At 63.3% G+C, this 17,684-nt stretch carries 16 protein-coding genes; 7 read left to right on the top strand and 9 right to left on the bottom strand.

Annotated features, from left to right (window positions below):
- Positions 1-224: 224 nt before the first annotated feature.
- From AAK988_RS03680 to AAK988_RS03670, 3 genes are all read right to left on the bottom strand, one after another.
- Positions 225-737, bottom strand: coding sequence for a hypothetical protein (locus AAK988_RS03680; RefSeq protein WP_369880432.1), 513 nt, complete (start codon positions 735-737; stop codon positions 225-227).
- A gap of 257 nt (positions 738-994) precedes the next feature.
- A complete protein-coding gene (locus tag AAK988_RS03675; RefSeq protein WP_369872888.1) occupies positions 995-2,134 on the bottom strand; it encodes a competence protein CoiA family protein in 1,140 nt (379 codons plus the stop codon).
- A 1-nt stretch (position 2,135) separates the two neighbouring features.
- The gene (locus tag AAK988_RS03670; protein ID WP_369872886.1) at positions 2,136-2,810 is read right to left on the bottom strand and encodes a TetR/AcrR family transcriptional regulator; all 675 of its coding nucleotides are present in this window, start codon (positions 2,808-2,810) and stop codon (positions 2,136-2,138) included.
- A gap of 178 nt (positions 2,811-2,988) precedes the next feature.
- On the opposite strand from AAK988_RS03670, the gene AAK988_RS03665 reads away from it, so the two are divergent.
- Entirely contained in the window at positions 2,989-3,951 is a 963-nt protein-coding gene (locus AAK988_RS03665; protein ID WP_369872885.1) for a DUF5692 family protein, read from the top strand.
- 317 nt (positions 3,952-4,268) lie between these two features.
- On the top strand, positions 4,269-4,751 hold the full coding sequence (locus AAK988_RS03660) for a peptide-methionine (S)-S-oxide reductase (protein WP_369872883.1): 483 nt from the start codon (positions 4,269-4,271) through the stop codon (positions 4,749-4,751).
- A 25-nt stretch (positions 4,752-4,776) separates the two neighbouring features.
- On the opposite strand, the gene AAK988_RS03655 is transcribed toward AAK988_RS03660, so the two are convergent.
- From AAK988_RS03655 to AAK988_RS03635, 5 genes are all read right to left on the bottom strand, one after another.
- Entirely contained in the window at positions 4,777-5,448 is a 672-nt protein-coding gene (locus tag AAK988_RS03655) for a Fic family protein (protein ID WP_369872882.1), read from the bottom strand.
- Between the two features lie 86 nt (positions 5,449-5,534).
- Positions 5,535-7,139 carry a glutamine-hydrolyzing GMP synthase gene (guaA, locus tag AAK988_RS03650; protein ID WP_369872881.1) on the bottom strand — a complete coding sequence of 535 codons (1,605 nt, stop codon included), beginning with the start codon at positions 7,137-7,139 and terminating at the stop codon, positions 5,535-5,537.
- A gap of 89 nt (positions 7,140-7,228) precedes the next feature.
- The gene (locus AAK988_RS03645; protein ID WP_369872880.1) at positions 7,229-8,086 is read right to left on the bottom strand and encodes a tyrosine-protein phosphatase; all 858 of its coding nucleotides are present in this window, start codon (positions 8,084-8,086) and stop codon (positions 7,229-7,231) included.
- A 97-nt stretch (positions 8,087-8,183) separates the two neighbouring features.
- The gene (locus AAK988_RS03640; protein ID WP_369872879.1) at positions 8,184-9,488 is read right to left on the bottom strand and encodes a cation:dicarboxylate symporter family transporter; all 1,305 of its coding nucleotides are present in this window, start codon (positions 9,486-9,488) and stop codon (positions 8,184-8,186) included.
- A 17-nt stretch (positions 9,489-9,505) separates the two neighbouring features.
- Positions 9,506-9,883, bottom strand: a complete 378-nt coding sequence (locus tag AAK988_RS03635) for a sulfurtransferase (RefSeq protein WP_369872878.1) — start codon at positions 9,881-9,883, stop codon at positions 9,506-9,508.
- A gap of 349 nt (positions 9,884-10,232) precedes the next feature.
- Between AAK988_RS03635 and AAK988_RS03630 the strand changes: the two genes are divergently transcribed.
- The 5 genes from AAK988_RS03630 to AAK988_RS03610 all read left to right on the top strand — a co-directional run bounded on the left by AAK988_RS03630 (position 10,233) and on the right by AAK988_RS03610 (position 16,237).
- Positions 10,233-10,574, top strand: a complete 342-nt coding sequence (locus tag AAK988_RS03630) for an ArsR/SmtB family transcription factor (protein ID WP_051127496.1) — start codon at positions 10,233-10,235, stop codon at positions 10,572-10,574.
- A 105-nt stretch (positions 10,575-10,679) separates the two neighbouring features.
- Positions 10,680-10,907, top strand: coding sequence for a cation transporter (locus AAK988_RS03625; protein ID WP_016309500.1), 228 nt, complete (start codon positions 10,680-10,682; stop codon positions 10,905-10,907).
- A 173-nt stretch (positions 10,908-11,080) separates the two neighbouring features.
- Positions 11,081-13,045, top strand: a complete 1,965-nt coding sequence (locus AAK988_RS03620) for a heavy metal translocating P-type ATPase (protein ID WP_242369774.1) — start codon at positions 11,081-11,083, stop codon at positions 13,043-13,045.
- Positions 13,046-13,239: 194 nt separating this feature from the next.
- The gene (locus AAK988_RS03615) at positions 13,240-14,490 is read left to right on the top strand and encodes a baeRF8 domain-containing protein (protein ID WP_369872877.1); all 1,251 of its coding nucleotides are present in this window, start codon (positions 13,240-13,242) and stop codon (positions 14,488-14,490) included.
- 259 nt (positions 14,491-14,749) lie between these two features.
- On the top strand, positions 14,750-16,237 hold the full coding sequence (locus tag AAK988_RS03610) for an RNA/DNA-binding domain-containing protein (RefSeq protein ID WP_160324849.1): 1,488 nt from the start codon (positions 14,750-14,752) through the stop codon (positions 16,235-16,237).
- 50 nt (positions 16,238-16,287) lie between these two features.
- On the opposite strand, the gene AAK988_RS03605 is transcribed toward AAK988_RS03610, so the two are convergent.
- Positions 16,288-17,613: an MFS transporter gene (locus tag AAK988_RS03605; protein ID WP_369872876.1), complete on the bottom strand. Its 1,326-nt coding sequence runs from the start codon at positions 17,611-17,613 to the stop codon at positions 16,288-16,290.
- Between the last annotated feature and the right edge of the window lie 71 nt (positions 17,614-17,684).

The raw sequence follows: 17,684 nt of genomic DNA, 5'->3' as shown, positions 1-17,684 counted from the left end.
TACTCGCGGTACCGCCTTTTGCTGATCGCCGGTACCAAGCCAGGTGATCGATGGTACCGCGAGAGGTTACTACTCAGTCGAATTTGGCGATTTGCTAATGAGAACAACGAGAGCCAGACGACCGTAACCGAAATCAATAGCCGTGACCACTATAGACATCAAGAGCGGCCTGGGGCGCATCAGCAGCGTTTACCTTAGCAAAAGAGAGACTCGGTTCAGGCCATTTAACCGTCCTGGCTCTTCAAAAGCTCCAATTCATGAGAGATCTGCTCTTCAGTCACTCCCATGCGATACGCATACGCTTCAGTTATGCGCACCAACTCGTCATCTAACTTTTTGAATCGATTCGCTATCGCAGTTAGTTCCTCAATGAGCAACTCCTGTTTGCGCGCATCCAATAAATCAGCAGCATGTTGCCAAAAATAGTTGCGCGCAAGGTAGTTTCGCGCAGTTTTTGCTTCATAAATCCGGTCGGCCACGTCCTTTCCGAACGGAACAACTGCACTGAGCTTCTTCCAAATTGCACCAAAAGTTTCGGAGAGAGCTGCATCGAAGAGCGAGTTGCGCACTTGGGGGCATTTAGCAAAGAACTCCGGATCCGCAAGAGCAAGCATAATAGCTAACTGTTTTTCTAAGCATTGAGCGTTATGCATGGCATATCCATATCGTGCAAATAGTTCTCGATTTCTTCGAGCATCCAGCGAGAAGTACTCGCTATCCCACTCAGCCTCAACCATAGGCACAGCCCCTTTCTTTCGTGATCATAAGGGGAGACAGAAGTGTTTGCATAATTGAGAGGACGAGAAGCCCCCCTCAGGTCATCTCTCTCCATGTTCCATTCTATATCTAAACATGATGGCGGCACTTCAACGCGATGCGATTTGCCACCTACCGATAGAGACACCTAAGCATTTAGCTTATCCCTAGATGACTACGCAGCAGCCGTCACGCACAAAGCTCCCTTATCGCCACAATGAGAAAGCCGACTCGTCCATCAAGCGCATTCGCGGCATATCCCGCGATTCCAGACGCCGTCCACATCGCCGACGGCGAACTCGTCGGCTGGGTCTACCTTGCCGCATTTCTCACAGCGGTACCATCGTTTGCCGCCCAAGCCCTTTGCAGGTTTCCGCGCGTCATCCACAATGGGTGCCATTATCTCACGAGCACGGTCCATGTCGCTGAGGGCCTTCTGGCGACGCGCTTCATCTCTTATCGACCTCCCCTGCACGGGATGCGCTTCTTCCCAAGCCTCGCGCGCTGCCTCCCTCTCTGCTGCTGCCTTTGTCGCCTGAGCCAGCTGCGCCCGTTCTTTTTCGGCCCTCTTGGCGGCCGCCAGGCGCACCTTCTCTCGCCTCGCCTGATCGATGACGGCTTTTCGTTCCTTCTCTGCATCTGCTTTTCGTCTTTCTTCTTTCTTGCGCTGCGCATAGAGCGCCCACGCCCGATCGCCAAGCTCCTTCGCCTTGGCATTCCACGCCCATTCCAGATGCCGCTGGCGCCTCCCAGACAACAGCTCCTCCATGACCTCTTTGCCTTGGATCCTGACCGCAAGCTCTTCGCGGTCGTAGTGTTTTCCTTCCAAGGTCTTCATCGAACGCATCAAGCTGCGAAGGCCAATCCTGACGATTCCCCGGCACTCTTTTCTAAGACTCGCGATTTGCTCGCCGTCGAGAACGTGCACCAGCTCGGGAACGAACACGTATCGGGCATTGCCGCGGGATGTTCGGATCTCTAAGGCAATGGCTGGGGCTTTTCTGCCTTCCACCTCAATTTTCTCCGCACAGCACACCGGTAGTTCCATACCCTCGGAAACCTTTTCAGGAAGATGCGTTCCTGGCGCCTCGTAGGCCAGCTCCGGAAACCAGACGCGCCCACGTTCTCTTATGACCTCCAGGGCCAATTCGGCCAGCAGGTATTCAGCCGACCATGCGCACGTGCCGCCGATATGGGCGAAATGGTGGATCTTCTTCTTGCCGTTGTTGCGAGCGATGAGTGGCTGGCCGCACCCCGGATCAGGGCACACGCACCCGCACGCCTTCCCGTTCGGAGCATCGTCCACATGGACGAGCTCGCCAGTCGTCACACTTCTACCGTAGAGAATCGGCAGGCTCTCACCCCAGACATCGCTCATCTTATCCCTCCCCCTTCCCAATCGGCGCCATGTCGAGGCGCAGGGTTTGCTCTATCACCTTCATGAGGACGTCGTCTTCTATTCGTGGGTTCATCTTCACAAGGCCCACCAGGCCGAATATCACGACGCAGAACATCTCGTGCACCAGCTCGATCTCGACCCGATGGTAGGCCGCGTACTCCTTCGCGATGTGGTTCGCCAGGCAATCCGCCGTCTCGCGCGTGGCGCGCACGTCGAAGGCGTCCCGCACGCCCAGCTCCTCCAGCACGCCTATCATCGGGCGCGGGCGCCCCGCCCCGTCGTAGAGCGAGTACCGAAACGTCCGGATGCACTTTTTCAGCGACCCCGGCGTGTCGCCGAAGATTCTCGCCTCGTTCCACACGATCACGCTTTCGACCAAGTCTTCCACGTAGTCGTCGAGAACGGCCTCGATCAGCCCGTTGCGGTTCGCGAAGTGGTAGTAGATAAGCTCGCGGGTGACGTTCGCCTCCTTCGCGATGGCCGCGATGGAGGTCGCCCGCACCCCTCTCAGCTCGAAGAGCTTGCGCGCCGTGGCCACAATCGCGCCCGGCGTATCGGTCAGGCGCCGCGATTCCTTCAGGTCGCGGCGCCTCTCCCGAACGCAGCCGGCCGCCTGCAGCGGCGTCATTTTCCCGTAGTCGCGCATCGTCGTCATCCCCTGGAACGCCCCGTCTCTCCTCCGCGAAATGTCCTGCACAAATCATAGCCTTTTGTGAAATATTGCGATACCGGCATTTGCTAGACTTCAAGCGAATCAGCCCGTACGCGGGCACATCGCAAGCCGCATTCCCGCTTCTGAAACGCGCGGGCACATGTCGACGAAAGGAGACCTCATGGGCATCCTCTATCAGGCAGCCGATCCGATTTACTGGGTCATTTGGCTCTTCGTTCTCTTCGCCCTGATGGCCTTCAACGAGCTGGGGCGCGTCAAACTGTGGTGCGGGCTCGTCCTGTTCGCGGTCGTGCCGATTGCGCTCACCCTGTTCGTATGGCCCGAAACCGCCGCGCCCGGCAACGAGTACGGCACGGGAACTTGGTTCAACTGGGTGAAGACCTACTCCGCGCTGGCGGGGTGCCTCGGGTTCATCGCCCTGCGCTTCGTGAAATGGCGCGGCAAGGACGGCAAGACCCACTACCTGTACGAGAAGCGCTGGGCGCTGTGCTTCCCGCCGCTCATCCTGGCGATCAACATCGCCGAGGCAGTCATCCGCGACTTCCAGGTGTTCGGCTTCGCGCTGTGGGAGGGCGGCGTCGTCGAGAACCTGTGGACGATATCGGGCCCGTGGAACATCATGAACGGCATCGCCGGCATCCTGAACATCATCACGATCTGCGGCTGGTTCGGCATCTTCATTTCGAAGGACCCGTCGAAGGACATGATTTGGCCGGACATGATCTGGGCCTGGATCATCGCCTACGACCTTTGGAACTTCGCCTACACCTACAACTGCATCTCGGACCACTCCGCCTATTGCGGCCTGGCGTTGCTTCTGGCCTGCACCATCCCGACGTTCTTCATCAAGCGCGGCGCATGGCTGCAGCACCGGGCGCAGACGCTGGCGCTCTGGATCATGTTCGTGATGACGGTGCCCCAGTTCGCCGACGTGCTCGCCCCCATCCCGACCACGCACAACCCCACGGCGTTCTTCGTGGTAAGCCTGATCGCGCTGGCGTCGAACGTGGCGCTGGCGGCCTACCAGCTCTACCGCATTCGCAAGCTGAAACTGAACCCGCTGAAGGACCAGATCTACGCCGGCACGAAGACCTACCAGCGCATCGTGGAGGAGAACGAGTAGCTGCAGGCGCGGATGTTAAGACCGCCAAAGCCGTCGCGTTTCCCGAGGGCACGACCCACGTCATCTCGCATGGCACCAGGTCGTGCCCTTTGCAATTCTCTCTTGAAGATGTTTTCCGGGCACCACGTAGATCGCCCCTGGAAAACGGCTATCGGTCGGCAAAAAGGCAGGGCGATTTACCGTCGTCGCAAGCTTCGCCGACAGTCTAGCGACACTTTATCGCGATAATTGGTCGTTAGAAAGTGAACAGCTGCGCTAGCGACACATTCTTGTCGTTAGCGCAGCTGGCTCGCACGTGTATTTCAGGAGGACGACGCATGCAGACGATTTACTTTGCCGGTGGGTGTCTTTGGGGCGTGCAGGCGTTCGTCAAAACGCTACCCGGAGTCATCACTACCGAAGCGGGGCGAGCGAACGGGGCCAGCGATAGCCTCGAGGGGCCCTACGACGGGTACGCCGAGTGCGTCAAGACGACGTTCGACGAGGACCGCGTGACCGTGGCCGAGCTGATGGGCTACTTCTTCGAGATCATCGACCCCTACAGTGTGAACCGGCAGGGCGCCGACGTCGGCGAGAAGTACCGCACCGGCGTCTACAGCGAGGACCCCGCCCACCTGCGCGAGGCGGTGGCCTACATCCGGGCGAGGCCCGACCGCGACCGGATCCGCGTCGAGGTGCAGCCGCTTACCCGCTATATCCCGAGTGCCGAGGAGCACCAGGATCACCTGGACAAGTTCCCCAACGACTACTGCCACATCCCCAGGGAACTTATGACGAAGTACCTTCCGAAGATGGAATAGTTTTCTCCACTTGCGCCAAACGCTGCTATAGCTCGGCGAACCTCTCCATACGCTCAGTCTCCGCCTCCGACAGGCGGCGCAGCATGGCGGCCAGGCCGTCGTAATCGCTGCGTGCCAGCAAGTCCATGTAGGCGGCACGCTCTTCCACGGGAATCACTGCCGGGGCGAGGCCAGCGCGCATGAGACCGCGATTCACGAGGATGCGACCTGTCCGGCCATTACCGTCCTCGAAGGGATGAATCCTCTCGAAGCGGATATGGAAACGGGCCTCGCGCAGGAAGGGATCTCCTTCCTCGTCGTGGTTGTACTCGTACACGAGCTGCATCATGAGCTGGTTCACCTGGTTGGCGGCCGATGGCAAGTGCTCCGCCCCGCGGATGATCACCTGGCCGTGACGATAGTCGTCGATGCCGCTTATGTTGCGATTGATATCCCGCGCTATGGCCTTGATAAGCCGCTCCGAAAGAGGGTTGTCCATGTTTTTCGAGGCTGTGGCCAGGGCGTACTTATGGTTGATCGCCTCGTACAGCTCGCGAGCCGTAGCTGTCACCTTCAGAGTATTGTCGTTCCAGAGGATGGCATAGGTCTCGGCGAAGGACAGCGTGCTGCCCTCGATGGCGTTCGAGTGGTATGTGCCGCGCGTCACGTAGTCTTCGAAATAGGCCTGGTGATCGCGCATGAATTGCAGGGCATCCACGGGGCGCTCCTCATAATGAAGCGGGCGCCCTCGTTATAGAGAGCGCCCATTAATGCGATCAAGCATCGAGTAAAAGAGGGAGACCTCTACTCCCACTCGATCGTTGCGGGCGGTTTGCTGGTGATATCATACACCACTCGGTTCACGCCGGGGACCTCCGCTACGATGCGGCCGGAGATGCGGGCTAGGACGTCGTAGGGCAAACGCGCCCAGTCGGCGGTCATGGCATCCGAGCTTTCCACAGCGCGCAGGATCACCGGACGGGCGTAGGTGCGCTCGTCGCCCATGACGCCAACGGACTTGATGTCGGGCAGTACGGCGAAGTACTGCCAGACGCTGTGCTCGCTGTTGCGCTCGCCCGTCTCGGCGAACAGGCGCTCGTTGTAGGCGTCCAGCTCCTCGCGGACGATGGCGTCGGCGTTCTTCAGGATGTTCAGCTTCTCGGCGTCCACGTCGCCGATGATGCGGATGGCCAAACCCGGCCCCGGGAAGGGCTGGCGGTGCACGATGTAGTCGGGCAGCCCGAGCGCGGTGCCCAGCGCGCGCACCTCGTCCTTGAAGAAGTGATCCAAAGGCTCAATCAAATCGAAATGCACGCCCTCGGGGAACGGAATCAAATTGTGATGCGACTTGATGGTGCTCGCCTTCCCGCCGGTCTTGCGCGCGCCGCTCTCGATGATGTCGGGGTAGATGGTGCCCTGGGCCAGATACTTCACCGGACGGCCGTCCTGGGCCAAGTCCTCCGCCACGGCGAAGAACTCCTTCCAGAACTGCGTGCCGATGATGCGGCGCTTCTCCTCCGGGTCGGTCACGCCGGCCAGAAGCTCAAGATAGCGCTCCTCGGCGTGCACGTGGATGAAGTCCACGTCGAACTGCTTCGTGAACACCTCTTCCACTTCCTCGGGCTCGCCCTTGCGCAGAAAGCCGTGGTTCACGAACACGCAGGTCAGCTGCTTGCCGATGGCGCGGGCGCACAACGCCGCCACCACCGATGAGTCCACGCCGCCCGAAAGGCCCAGAATGACGCGGTCGTCCCCCACTTCGGCGCGGATGGCCTCGATGGAGTCGTCGATGATGGAGTCCATAGTCCAATCGGGCTCAAGCTCGCATACGCCGAACAAGAAGTTGCGCAGCATGGTCTGACCGAACTCGGTATGGCGCACCTCGGGATGGAACTGCGTGGCGAACAGCTTGCGCTCGGAGTACTCCATGGACGCCACCGGGCACACCTCGGTGCGCGACGTGATGGCAAAGCCCTCGGGCACGCGGCTCACGGCATCGCGATGGCTCATCCACACGGTCTGCTCGCCGGGAGTGCCGTCGAACAGCGCCGACTCGCCGGCGCGCGTGATGACCGCCGGGCCGTACTCGCCCTTCTCGGTATGCGCCACTTCCCCGCCGAGCGCCACGGCCATGGCCTGCTGGCCGTAGCAGAAGCCGAGCACCGGAATGCCCAGGCTGAGGATCTCCGGGTCGATGGAGGGGGCGTCTTCCGCGTACACGCTGGCCGGACCGCCCGACAGGATGATAGCCGCCGGCGCCATGGCGCGCACCTCGTCGGCCGTGATGTCGCACGGCACGATCTCGGAATACACGTGCAGATCGCGCACGCGGCGGGCGATGAGCTGCCCGTACTGGGCGCCGAAATCGACGACGATGACAATCTGCTCCGGGGTTGCGGACTCGGCCACGGTGCCTCCTTGGGGTTGCGGAATGTTCGAGGGCGATTTTACACCTCGCCAGCCGCCCCCGCGTTTCCAGCGTGGGAAATCTCGTTGAATTACGCCAAATACTTCTCCCGCAGGGCAGCCCGCTTCTCGGGGCCGAAGCCGAGAGCCTCGGTCAAATAGGCGTCGAAGGTGCCGAACGCATCGGTCACAGCAGCCATGGCGGCATCGTAGTAGTCGACGTAGGCGTAGAAGAACGCGTCCACATCGGCGTCGACCCCGCACAAAGCCGGCAGTTTCGCGGCCAGAGCGTCTAAAACACCCTCGGCCCGATTGCGCGCGAATAAGTTCGTGGCCAGGTAGTCGGCCCGCACATCGGCCTCGGACACACCGAGCGCCCGCTCGACAACGACGGCGCCCAAGCCCGCCCGGTCCTTGCCCTCGGTGCAGTGCCACAGCACCGCCCCGCCGTCGGATTCCAACAGCACGTCCAAAAGCCCGCGGTAGGCCGCACGGCCCGCCTCGCCCAGAAGAATCTGCGGGTACATCTTCCGCACCGCCTCGTGGGGCTGGGCGCTCACCGCCTCGAGCGCCTTCACGTCCTGCGCGAGGCTCGCCCCATGGGTGATGCCGATAGTCTCCCCCGAAAGCGCCGGAAAGTCGTAGAACACCACGCCTTCCATACGCTCGCGCGGGTCGGGCTCCTTGTCGCGCTCCATCTCGGTGCGAAAGTCCACCACACCTTCCAGGTGGTAATCGACCAGAAGGCGCGCCAGATCGCTCTCAGTCGCCTTGTGCAGGGCGCCCGACCGCAAAAGCAGCGCCGGCCTCACCCGGCGCCCGTCGGCTGCGGGCAAACCGCCCAGGTCGCGGGTGTTGCGCAGCCCCTCGAAGGGGATGTGGCCGAACTCGGAAAACCCGGGAATTGCCCCAGGAAGCTCTATCTTTGCCGGCATCTGCGTCTGGGCCATGGGTGCTCCCTCTCTCGCGAAATCGTTTCCCCTATGGTAGCGGGAACGGAACTCGAGCGCGCTCGAGAGCCGAACCTGTCAAGGGCCTGTTGGGAAATCAGGAGCGGCTTACCGCCCCCTCGCCGGCCGGCTTGCCGCGACCGGCACCGGCGGCTTCGGCCACTTCCCCGTCGAAAAACGCCTCGTCGGCAGAGGCCATGGCATCGGCCACCTCATGGCGGTTCGCATAGCCCGTGAGGATCAGCGTGAGGGCCCCGTCGCCGGTCACGTTGCAGGCGGTGCCGAAGCTGTCCTGCAGCGCGAACACCGTGAGCACCAGCGCCGTGCCGGCCCCATCGAAGCCCAAAAGGCCCGTGACCAGGCCGAGCGAGGCCATCACCGTGCCGCCCGGCACCCCCGGCGCCCCGATGGCGAACACGCCCAAAAGCACGCAGAACAGAAGCATCGTCGGCAGGCCCGGCAGCGCTCCGTACAGAATTTGAGACACCACCATGCAGAAGAACACCTCGGTGAGCACCGATCCGCACAGATGGATGTTGGCGAACAGCGGAATGCCGAAGCTCACCATGTCGCGCCGCAGGGTCTTCGCCTGGCCGGCGCATTCCAGCGCCACGCCCAGGGTGGCCGCCGACGACATGGTGCCCACGGCCGTCAGGTAGGCCGATCCGTAATGGCGCAGCACCTCCCAGGGATTCGTGCGCGAGTAGGCCCCGGCTACGCCGTAGAGCACCCCGAGCCACACGAAGTGCCCCACGAGCACAATGGCAATAACCACCAGGAACACCGGCAGCTGGCTCGTGAGCGTCCCTTCCCAGGCCAGACCGGCGAAGGTGCACACGATGAAGAACGGCAGAATGGGAATGACGATCTTCACCACAATGGTCAGCACCATGCGCTGGAACTCCACCAAGAGCGCCGTGAACCGCGACGCCTTCGCCCACACCGCCGCCAGACCCAGCATGAGCGCCAGGGCCAGGGCGCTCGTCACGGGCATGATGGCGGGAATGTCAAGGGGAAACTCCAAGCTGGGCACCTCGCGCAGGGCCTCCGCACCCCCGGCCAGGGTAAGGTGCGGAATGATCCCGAAGCCCGCGACCATGGAAAGCAGCGCGGCTCCCAGGGTAGACAGGTAGGCCGCAAGAAGCGCCACGCCCAGAATGCGCGACACGTTCTCGCCCAGCTTGGCAATGGAGGGGGCGATGAAGCCGACGATGATGAGCGGCACGCAGAACACGATGACCTGCCGCAGCACGTCGCCAATGGTAGCCACCACGGCGATGACCTCGGCAGACGCCACCGAACCGATCCCGAGGCCCGCCGCCACCGCCACCAGCAATATGAAGGGCAGGCTCGTGACCGCCTGCTTGAGAATGGCCGCGCCGCCACGCTTCGTCGTCTCCATCGCTCTCTCCCCTTTCCCTATGAGGCCCGCGCGAGCACCGCTTCGGAGACCTCCACGGGCCGGGCCGGATCGCCCACCCAATCGTTCATGCTGCCGGCGTACAGCCGCAGCTCGGTATAGCCCACGCTCGCCAGATAGTCGCAGGCAATCTTCGCGTGGATGCCCGACTGGCAGTACACGATGACGGCGTCTTCGGGGAAGATGCCCTCGCCGCGGAACAGCTCGGCCAAGGTTTCGGCCGGGTCGTCGCTGGCCGCCGCCACATCGAGGCGCACGTTCAGCGCTGTGGGAATGTGGCCCGCATCGTAGAGCAACGGCGGCCGCACGTCCACCAAGGGCATGGACCCTCTCTCGCACTCCACGTAATCGGCATCGACAACCTGATAAGCTCTCATGACATCACCTTCCGAGAATCGTTGCTCAGGGCGCATCGGGAACAAGAACGGGAACGGGGCAGGACAACAGCGCGACACCGGCGCCGCCATCCCGAGCCGCCGTGCCGAACAGCGCCTCGCCCCCATGGTAGCGCTGGGGGCTGTGGAAACGACAACGGCGTCGTTACGCTTTGCTTGCCGCTGAGCGGAAAAGTAGAATCTCCCCCACTCCCCCTTGACAGCGCTGTGACATTGCCTATACTTATGAATAGTTGTTCATATGTTGTTACGTTCAGAAGGAGCCGCCATGGCTAAGCCCGCATCACTGGAACAAGAGGCACAGCAGGTCGTGGAAACCGCCTGCGCCCAGATGATCGACTGCCCCTGCGGTTGCAACCGCGAATCCACGGCCACCTTGTTTACGGAAATGCCCGACGAGGAGCTGCTCTTCGATGTGGCCGACCTGTTCAAGGCGTTCTCGGACACCACGCGCATCAAGATCCTGTTCGCGCTCATGGGCGGCCCCCTAAGCGTCACCGACATCACCGAGGCCGTCGGCTGCACCCAAAGCGCGGTGAGCCACCAGCTGCGCACCTTGAAGCAGGCCCGCCTCGTGAAAGCCGCCCGCGACGGCAAGAACGTCATCTACTCGCTGTCCGACGACCACGTGTTCACCATGCTCGCCCAGGGCATGACCCACGTCTGCGAGTAACCCGCACCGCGCGCCCCAAACTCGCACCCTAGCGAGGCCGGCCATCCGACCACCCGCAAGCCACCACTGCGCCCCCGAAGGGGCCCCGCCGAGAAAGGAACTACCATGCGGAAATCATTCAAGCTGGAGAACCTCGACTGCGCCAACTGCGCCGCGAAGATGGAAACGGGCATCAACCAGCTGCCCGGCGTGAACAAGGCGTCCATCTCCTTCATGACGAGCAAGCTCGTCATCGACGCCGACACCGACGATGCCGAGGCCTTCGCCGCCATCGTCGACGCCGCCCAGCAGGTATGCACCAGCTACGAGAAAGACTGCCTCATCAAACGGTAGAACCGAGCATTTTTCCGATTTGTAAGAGCAGCGCGAGGGTTCGGGGTGATGCTCGACGCGCAGTTCCGCAGCGAACGGAAGTGTCCGGTGGACACTTCCGCCGAGCGAGGACTGTCTGAGCATCGAGTATTACCCCGAAGCCTCGCGCGAACGGCAAGAAACAGGACCCCACCATGAGCCCCAAGCAAAAACGCCTCCTCACCCGCATCATCGTCGCCCTCGTCATCTTCTTCGCCATCATCGCGCTGGAGGAAACCGGCGCGCTGCATGCCGCCTTCGGCAGCCCCGGCGACGTGTACGCCGAGTTCGCGCTCTTCCTCATCCCCTACCTCATCGCCGGCTACGACGTCATCGCCAGCGCATTCCGCAATCTCTTCCGCGGCCACGCCCTCGACGAGGACTTCCTCATGACCGTGGCCACCTTCGGCGCCTTCGCGCTGGTGCTGTTCCCCCACACCGAGCCGCACATGGCCGAGGGCGCCGCCGTCATGCTGTTCTTCCAGGTAGGCGAGCTGTTCCAAAGCTACGCCGTGGACAAATCGCGGAAATCCATCGCCGATATGATGGACATCGCGCCGGAGTTCGCCAACGTCATGGAAGAGGGGAAACTGAAGCAGGTGGATCCCTTCGAGCTGGCCCCCGACGACGAGTTCATCGTCATGCCCGGCGAGCGCATCCCGCTGGACGGCATCATCCTCACCGGTGACAGCCAGATCGACACCGCAGCGCTCACCGGCGAATCGGTGCCCCGCACGGCGCGGCCGGGCGACGAGGTTATCTCCGGCTGCGTGAACCTCACGGGCAAGCTCACGGTACGTGCCACGAAGCCCTTCGAGGACTCCACCGTGAGCCGCATCCTGGAACTGGTGGAGAACGCCGCCGAGAAGAAGGCCCGCACCGAGAACTTCATCACGCGCTTCGCCCGCGTGTACACCCCCATCGTCGTGGGCGTGGCGGCCGTGCTCGCCATCGTGCCCCCGCTGCTGCTCGGCGGCGATTGGGCCGACTGGGTGCTGCGCGGCCTCACTTTCCTCGTGGTGTCGTGCCCCTGCGCGCTGGTGATCTCGGTGCCCCTGTCGTTCTTCGGCGGCATCGGGGGCGCCTCGCGCCTCGGCATTCTGGTGAAGGGGTCGAACTACCTGGAGGCCCTGGGCTCCACGGAAACCGTCGTGTTCGACAAGACCGGCACGCTTACCGACGGCACCTTCGCCGTGACCGAGCTGGCGTGCGCCCCCGGCGTGACCGAGGCCGAGCTCGTGGCCACCGCCGCCGCGGCCGAGGCTTTCTCCACCCACCCCATCGCCCAATCGGTGCGAGCCTACGGCGACGCCATGGCGAATGGGGAACGACCCGCTGCCAACGCCGCTCCGCTGGCCGAGCGCGTCCGCGACGTGCGCGAGGTGAGCGGCCAGGGTGTAGAGGCCGTCGTGGACGGTCGCGGCGTGCTCGTGGGCAACGGCAAGCTCATGACCGCCCATGGCGTGCCCTTCCAGGCGACCGATGCTGCGGGCACCGTGCTGTACGTTGCCGCCGACGGGGCCTTCCTCGGCACCATCGTCATCGCCGACACCATCAAGCCCACGGCCGCCCGGGCCATCGCCGACTTGCACGCGGCCGGCGTGAAGAAGACCGTCATGCTCACCGGCGACCGCACCGATGTGGCCGCCTCGGTCGCCGCCCGCCTCGGCATCGACGAGGTGCACGCCGAGCTGCTGCCCCAGGACAAGGTGGCAGAAGTGGAGAAGCTGCTGGCCGCCACCGAGCGCGATACCCGCGGCAAGGGCAAGCTCGCCTTCGTGGGCGACGGCATCAACGACGCGCCGGTGCTCACCCGCGCCGACATCGGCATCGCCATGGGCGCCATGGGGTCGGATGCCGCCATCGAGGCCGCCGACATCGTGCTCATGAACGACAACCCCGACGACATCACGAAGGCCATCGACGTGGCCCGGCGCACCATGCGCATCGTGTGGCAGAACATCATCTTCGCCCTCGGCATCAAGTTCGCCGTGCTCATCTTGGCCGCCTTCGGCATCGCCAACATGTGGATGGCCGTGTTCGCCGACGTGGGCGTGGCCGTCATCGCCATCCTGAACGCCATGCGCGCCATGAACGTGAGCCGCTACGAGAAGCGGTAAGCATCCAAATCAGCATTTCGGCAACCAGAAGTTCACAGACCCGCCCATAGCCCCCGATTTCTCCGGTCGGGGGCTATGCTTTTCACTGCGCGACGCCTTCCCATCCGCTCCGTGCGATCCCGCAGGATCGCTCCGGGACGCTGGCCCCCAAGGCTGCGCGACCCAGCAGTTCCCGATTATTATGGAGGTTCGTCATGAAAGACGAGAAGGAGACCCTGCGCAAGACCGATGACAGCATTCACGTGATGGAGAGCTTCGACCCCGCCATCCTCGCCAACGTGACCGCGCCGGTCGTGTCGCTGTATATTCCCGTTCACCACAGCGAGCGCGAGGAGCGCCGCGACATCTGGGATCGCGACATGTTCAAGGATCTCATGAAAGACGCCGAGCGTACCCTGGCCGAAAGCTACGGCAAGGACGCTTATAAGGGCATCCTGGAGAAGGCCGACTACCTGCTCGCCCATCCCGACATGCCACTGTGGCTGCACGCCGGCGAGGGTCTGGGATTCCTCATGGGCAACGACGACGTGTACGTGTACAACCTGTTCTTCGCCCCCGAGCCCATGGTGGCCGCCGGCGACACCTACTTCGTGAAGCCGCTGCTGCGCAACTTCCAGTACGGCACCGAGTACTACATCCTGGAGCTGGGCAACGACCGCTTCAGCTGGGTGAAGGGCGACCGCACCCATGTTCAGCGCCAGCAGCTGCCGCGCGAGGTGCACGACTTCTTCAGCGAGCTCTTCGCCAACAGTGACGACACGGCCGCCGACATGAAGAAGGACGAGCTGGGCGCACTGGACTACATCACCTTGGAAGGCCACATGGGCCAGTACCACGACCACCAGTCCCGCAACGACATAAAAAAAGAAGACGCCGCCCAATGGTTCCGCTACGTGAACAAGGCCGTGAACGACTATCTGGTGCGCGACGATGCCACGCCCATCATCCTGTGCTGCGACGAGGAGTACGAGCACGCCTTCCGCAAGATCTGCACCCTGCGCCACCTGCTGCCCGAGGGCATCAAGAAGGATCCGGCCGGCCTTGACGGCAAGGCGCTGCTGGATGAGGCCCTCACCGTGATGGACGGCATCCGCGATGCGAACCTCAAGCAGGCCGCTGAGCAGTTCGGCGCCGATGCGGCCCACGGGAAGGCCTCCGACGACTTCGACGCCATCGGCATGGCGCTCGCCGAGCGCCGCGTGGCAGCCCTGTTCATGGTGAAGGGCAAGATCCTGCCCGGCGGCTTCGACATCAACACCGGCACCGTGACCTTCGACGGCAACCCGAACCCGGTCGACGACGGCTACATCGACCCGGCCGCGCCCGACATCACCGACGCCTTCGCCCAAGCGGCCCTGGCTCAGGACGCCCACATCTACATCGTGGAGCAGGACCAGATGCCCACCGCCTCGCCGGTGGCCGCCCTGTTCCGCTACGCGGAGTAGGCGCTGGCGCCGTAACTCTGCCGCACGGCAAAGCCCGCGACGCGCCACGACATCGCATCGGCCTTTCCAGGAGCCGCCTTCGGGTGGCTCCTTTTGTGCTCGGAAACAGCCGGGGCTCGGCACCTGCCCCGATGGGACTCGACAGGCTCGACAACCTTTTGTCGAGTCCTCGATGAAATTTTGTCGAGTCCTCGACAAATCACTTGTCGAGCCTGTCGAGTCGATGCATAATGCCAGGTAGACCTTCAAGGAGGATGTCATGGCCATACCTGTCAACATTGACGACCTGCTCAACAATCGTATTGTCGAGTCAACGCGCATCGAGCTGAAAGCGGGCTTCAACCCCAATCCCGTCATTCACACCATATGCGCCTTCGCCAACGACATCGACAACATCGGCGGCGGCTATCTTGTCCTGGGCGTCGAGGAGCAGGACGGCATGCCCGTGCTGCCCCCGAAGGGCATCCCCCAAAACGAAATTGACGGCATTCTAAAGCGTCTCATTGGCCTGTGCCATTGCATCGAGCCTCTGTACTACCCCGTGGCGGAGCCCGTTTTCTTCCAGGGAGCGCATATTGTCGTCATCTGGGTTCCCGGCGGCCACGGACGTCCCTACAAGGCATCGAAGGACGTGTTCTCCGCCGGCTCCGCCAAGCTGTACTATATCCGTCGTCTGAGCAGCACGGTCATCGCATCGCCCAACGAGGAGAAGGAACTGTTCTATGTTTCCACCGACATTCCCTTCGACGATCGGCCGAACCTGCTCGCATCGGTAGACGAGCTTGACTTGGGCCTCATGCGCGATCACCTCTCTCGCGTCGGCAGCAATCTTTACGAGCAGTCGGAAGGACGCGAGGCACTGGCCATCGCCCGAGACATGCAGCTTGTTGCGGGACCGCCCGAGGATCTGCATCCCCTCAACGTGGGCATCCTCATGTTCACCGAGCATCCCGAGCGCTTTTTCCGCTACGCGCGCATCGAGGTGGTATCCCTGCCCGATCCCACGGGCCAGGGCATGACCGAAATGACATTTACAGGACCCATCCAGCGGCAGCTGCGCGACGCGCTGGCGTACATCAAAAACAGCGTCATTGAAACACGTGTGGAAAAGCTCCCCGACAAAGCCGAGGCCACACGCACGTTCAACTACCCCTATGCTGCCATAGAGGAGATTCTCGCTAATGCGGTCTACCACCGCTCCTACCAGGTGAACGAACCCATCACGGTGCGCATTACCCCTGAGGCCATCGAGATCACCAGCTTCCCTGGGTTCGACCGCAGCATCACGCGGGAAGATATCGAGGAGAGGCGATTTAGGGCGCGCAGCTATCGCAACCGACGCATCGGCGACTTCCTCAAAGAGCTTCGGCTCATCGAGGGGCGCAACACCGGTTTTCCCACAGCCTATCGAGCCTTAGAGGAAAACGGGTCGGGAGAGCTCGACTTCGACACCGACGAGACGCGCGGGTACCTGTCGGTAACCATCCCCGTGCACCCGAATTTCCTGCCAAAAGCGACCGGAGGCGATGCGAAGGCCGCCGCTTACACGGACGCGCTGCTCGATGCACTGGAAAACGAGGATCTTACCCTGACCCAACTTGCCCATGCACTCGGCTACCGCTCCATTTCCAAGAAGCTGAGCGACACCGTAAACGCCCTCGTGGTCCAAGGGCGCATCGAGCGCATCCCAGCCGCCATCGGCTCCGCCGTACTGCTTCGCTCCGCTCGAAAAGACTCCGGCAGATAGACCGCCACACCACCCTGCGGGAGACCTCTTACCAGCGAAAGGCTTCGCGCTCACATCGCGGCGGGCCGTCTCGTGACGAGGATTGCGAGTGCGAGCGGGGCGACGATGAGGAGGAGCCCGGCGAGGGCGAACAGGACGGGCGCGCCCGCGGCCACAATGAGGGCTCCGAAGAGCAGGCCCGAGACGCCGATGCCCACGCCCACGGCGTTCTGCTGCTGGGAGATAAGCGAGGCCCGGCGGCCCTCGGGCGCCCGCTTGGCCAGAAGCGCCACCGCACTCGTGACCGTGCCGAAATACCCGATGCCCACGAGCAGCCCCGCTCCGGCGAGCAGAGCCGGAATCATCGGAAGCACCGCCACGAGGGCGATGCCCGCGCCCATGACGGCAGCGAAGGCGGCCACCACCCCCGAAGCCGCCCTGCGATCCACCAGCCACCCCGCGAGCGGGTTGGCGATAAGACCGCCCGCCCCGACGAGCGCCATGAGCATTCCCGCGTTGGCCTCGGGTGCCGCCGCCTCGGCGAAGGAAGTGGCGAAGTTGGTGACGAGGCCGTAGCCGAGCGCAGACAAAAGCGTGACGGCGAGCGCGACGACCACCGCCGCGCGCCCGTCTCCCGGCATCCGGGCGGTCGCCGACGTCGCGAGGTCTTCCCGACGCGCTCCCGGCAATGCCCCGGCAGCGTCCCGTTGCGTTCCCGACGAAGCTGCCGCCGTCGCCGTCCGCGCCTCGTCCGCCGGCGTCGCGGCATCCTCCCCCGATGCGCTCCGCCATCCCGCTCGCGCCCCTTTCGCCTCCCCCTCGCTTCCCGCCGGCCGGCAGCAGCGGGCGGGCACGAGCACCGCGCAGAGAAGCCCGACGGCGGCCAAAGCCCCGCATCCGGCGAAGGCGACGCCGTAGCCGACGGCACCCACCAGCGAGAACATGAGAGGCGCGGCCACCATGAGCGCCACCGACGACACGAATCGGTACAGCCCCAACGCCAACCCCGACCGCGCCCGCGCGCTCGCCGCGCTCACCGCCGCCATGGCGCAGGGAAAGAACGCCGCCATCCCCACGGCCTGCAGGCAGCGCACTACCAGAACCGCCGCGAAGTCATGGCAGAGTCCCAACAGGGGCGCGCCGGCCACGTAGGCCGCCAGGCCGAGCAGCATAGGCCCCTTCGCGCCCTTCCGGTCGGCCCACGGCCCGATGGCGAAGCGCAACGCCACGGCCAGGGCCAGAAACACTGTGGCCTGCAGCCCCGCCTGAAGCAAGTCGCCGCCCAGGGCAACCACGTACAGGGGCACGTAGATCATGCACGCGTGGTTGCATCCATAGGCGCAGAACCCCGCCGCGAACAGCAACACCAGCGTCTCCCGGCCACTTCCCTTCTCCATGGCTCCCCTCCTCGCCGGATGCCATCGTATCTCAGGCATCCTACCAAACCGCCTCCGGCCATTCCGCCCAG

The organism is Adlercreutzia muris (assembly GCF_041223505.1).
Lineage (GTDB): Bacteria > Actinomycetota > Coriobacteriia > Coriobacteriales > Eggerthellaceae > Adlercreutzia > Adlercreutzia muris.
Note: the sequence above shows the minus strand (reverse complement) of the source record. Positions and strands in the feature narration are given on the sequence as shown.